Source organism: Pseudonocardia pini, assembly GCF_013870575.1.
Taxonomy (GTDB): domain Bacteria; phylum Actinomycetota; class Actinomycetes; order Mycobacteriales; family Pseudonocardiaceae; genus Pseudonocardia; species Pseudonocardia pini.
In genome coordinates this window covers 1-3,025 of sequence record NZ_JACBXB010000688.1, presented here as the reverse complement: position 1 = coordinate 3,025, position 3,025 = coordinate 1, and the positions used below count along the sequence as shown (strand labels likewise).

Here is a 3,025-nt window from a genome sequence, read left to right as displayed (position 1 = left end):
AGAAGGATCCGCATCGCCGGATCCTGGCAGGGCCGCCGCTCACCGGTCCACGGGCAGACCGGGTCGCAACGTCCCGATCGTCCACTCGAAACCCTCGGGATCGAGGACCCGGAACCGGTGGTTGCCCCACTCGCTCGTCTCGAGCTCCCAGACGACGGGGGCCTGCGCGGCCTGCGCCCGCTTCCACACCGCGTCGACCTCGGCCGGGTCGTCGTAGGCCAGGTAGAGGCCCTGCCCGTAGGTGTCGCCGCGGCGCTCCGGACGCGCGTAGCCCTCGCGGTCGGTGAACACGACGACCGCCGCGTCCCCGGACCGGAGCTCGTCCAGGATCGCGCGCCTTGCGGCCACTTCCCGTCCGCAATCGAAAACCGTAACCGGAGAGCCCTTGTGGCAGAGCCGGACATGCGGCGCAATACACCGATGACCAGTCCACCGGCGACCGCACCCGAGGCGGAGCTGAAGCAGGGCGCCATCACCTTCCTCGACGCGTTGGTGATCGGGCTGGCCTCGACCTCGCCCGCGTACTCGCTGGCCGCGGTCATCGGGCCCGTCGTCGCGCTGGTCGGCGTCTACGCGCCGGGGGTGCTGCTGGCCTCGTTCGTCCCGATGCTGCTGATCGCCTCCGCCTTCTACTACCTGAACAAGGTCGACCAGGACTGCGGCACCACGTTCTCCTGGGTCACCCGCGCGCTGGGGCCGTGGTTCGGGTGGATCGGCGGCTGGGCCATCGCGATGACCGGCGTGCTGGTCATCGGCTCGCTGGCGGACGTCGCCGTCCGGTTCGGGCTGCTCACGGTCGGGCTGGACTCGTGGACCGAGAACACGGCGCTGGTCGTCACGCTCGCCGCCGCGGTCATCGTGGTCATGACCGCGGTGTGCGTGCTCGGCACCGAGATCTCCGCCCGGTTCCAGAACGTGCTGATCCTCGCCCAGGTCGTGTCGCTGCTGGTCTTCGCCGGGGTGGCGCTGGGCCGGGCGATCGCCGGGGACAGCCCGCTCGACGCGATCACCCCCTCGTTCTCGTGGCTGAACCCGTTCGGCGAGGGCGGGGCGGCGCTGACGGCCGGGCTGCTGCTCGGCGTGTTCGTCTACTGGGGCTGGGAGTCCGCGGTGAACCTCACCGAGGAGACCCAGGACTCCGCCTCGGCGCCGGGCCGGGCCGGGATCTTCTCGACGGTCGTGTTGCTGGTGACCTACCTGGCCGTCGCGTTCGCGGTCGTCGCCTTCGCGGGGACCACGTTCCTCACCGACAACGAGGGCGAGGAGGAGCAGATCTTCGCCCTCCTCGGCGAGCAGGTGCTCGGCGGGTGGGACTGGGTGCTGCTGCTCTCCGTCGCGACCTCGGCGCTCGCGTCCACCCAGACGACGATCATCCCCGCGTCGCGGACCGGCCTGTCGATGGCGCGCCGGGCCGCCCTGCCCAAGCGCCTCGCACACATCAGCCCGCGGTTCCGGACGCCCGACGTCTCGACCTGGGTCGTGGCGGGGATCGCCATCGGCTGGTACGTGCTGGCCAACGTCATCAGCGAGAACGCGCTGTTCGACTCGCTCACCGCGCTGTCGCTGCTGATCGCCTTCTACTACTCGCTGACCGGCATCGCGTGCGCCGTGTACTACCGCAGGCAGCTGCTGCGCAGCGTGCGCAACTTCCTCCTGATCGGCCTCGGCCCGGTTGTCGGCGCGGGGCTGCTGATCTGGCTGCTGGTCCGCTCCATCGGCGACCTCAACGACCCGGAGGCCAGCTCCAGCGGCACCACCTGGTTCGGGATGGGCCCGCCGCTGGTCATCGGCATCGCGATCTTCCTGATCGGCACCGTCGTCATGATCGGGTGGCGGCTGCGGGACGGGACGTTCTGGCGCGAACGGCCGAGCACGGCACCGGAGGGGGCGACGACACCGTGAGCGCGATCGTGCTGGGCTTCGACACGTCCCCGGGCGCCGAGCGGGCGTTGCACATCGCGGTCGAGCTGGCGGCGTCGATGAGCCTGCCGCTGGTCCCCGGGGACGTCGGCCCGGACGGGGCCGCCCGGTTCGTGTTCGGGCCCGGCCACCCGCTGGCCCGGTCGGTCCGCACCCGCCGTCCCGAGCTCGAGCTCGATCCCGTGCACACCGACCACTGGGAGGGCACGCCGGAGATGCTGGCGTGGGCCCGCGAGGTCGGGATGAACTCCCGGCTCGTGGCCCCGGTGCTCTCCGGCGGCCGGGTGATCGCGGGCCTGATGTTCGCGGGCTGCGGCGACCGCCCGGCCTACACCCCGGACGACCTGGCGCTGGTCGCGGAGCTCGCCGCGCGGGCGTCGGCCGCGGTCGAGCACGGCCGCCGCTTCCAGCGCACTCGCGAGGTGTCGCTGGCCCTGCAGGACTCGATGCTCACGGCCCCGCCCGCCATGGCGGACCTGGGCATGGCGGGTCTCTCGGTCGCCGCGCGGTACCGGCCCGCGGCCGAGGAGCTCGAGGTCGGCGGCGACTGGTACGACGTCTTCGGGCTCCCGTTCGGCGACCTCGCCCTCGCCGTCGGGGACGTCGCGGGCCACGACCTCGCCGCCGCCGCGACCATGGGCCAGCTGCGGAGCATGTTGCGGTCCTTGGCCTACGACACCGACGGGGCGCCGTCGGACGTGCTGCGCAGGCTGGACCGGGTGGCCTCCCGGCTGGCGGTCACCCGCTTCACCACGCTGGTGCACGGCCGGATCCTGCTGCGCGGCGGCACCCGGGTCTTCCGCTGGTCGAACGCCGGGCACCCCGTTCCGTTGCTGATCGAGGCCGACGGGACGGTGCGGCACGTGGGCGGCGCGGTGGACGTCGTCCTCGGGGTGGATCCCGATCGCCTGCGCCACGACCAGGAGATCGCGCTGCCCCCCGGCTCCACACTGGTGCTGTACACGGACGGCCTGGCCGAGCGCCGCAACGACCCCGACGACCTCGCGGCGGCCGAGCTGCTCGCCCTGGCCCGGTCGGGGGCCGGGCTGGAGCTCGAGGCCTTCTGCGACCACCTCGTCGCGGGGACGACCGCGGACACCGGTGA

3 protein-coding genes are annotated in these 3,025 nt (G+C 72.7%); 2 read left to right on the top strand and 1 reads right to left on the bottom strand.

Going from position 1 to position 3,025, the window contains the following annotated elements:
• Positions 1–39 precede the first annotated feature (39 nt).
• Positions 40–348, bottom strand: coding sequence for a VOC family protein (locus tag H5J29_RS27205; protein ID WP_181783850.1), 309 nt, complete (start codon positions 346–348; stop codon positions 40–42).
• A gap of 72 nt (positions 349–420) precedes the next feature.
• Here H5J29_RS27205 and H5J29_RS27200 point away from each other — a divergent pair, with 72 nt between their 5' ends.
• Together H5J29_RS27200 and H5J29_RS27195 are read left to right on the top strand one after the other, a co-directional pair.
• Entirely contained in the window at positions 421–1,902 is a 1,482-nt protein-coding gene (locus H5J29_RS27200) for an APC family permease (RefSeq protein ID WP_181783849.1), read from the top strand.
• On the top strand, positions 1,899–3,025 hold a 1,127-nt coding region (locus tag H5J29_RS27195), incomplete at its 3' end, for a PP2C family protein-serine/threonine phosphatase (RefSeq protein ID WP_181783848.1). The genes H5J29_RS27200 and H5J29_RS27195, both read left to right, overlap by 4 nt.

Coding starts and splice junctions, on each gene's coding strand:
- H5J29_RS27200 (WP_181783849.1), top strand. CDS start 421: ATGACCAGTCCACCGGCGACCGCACCCGAGGCGGAGCTGAAGCAGGGC.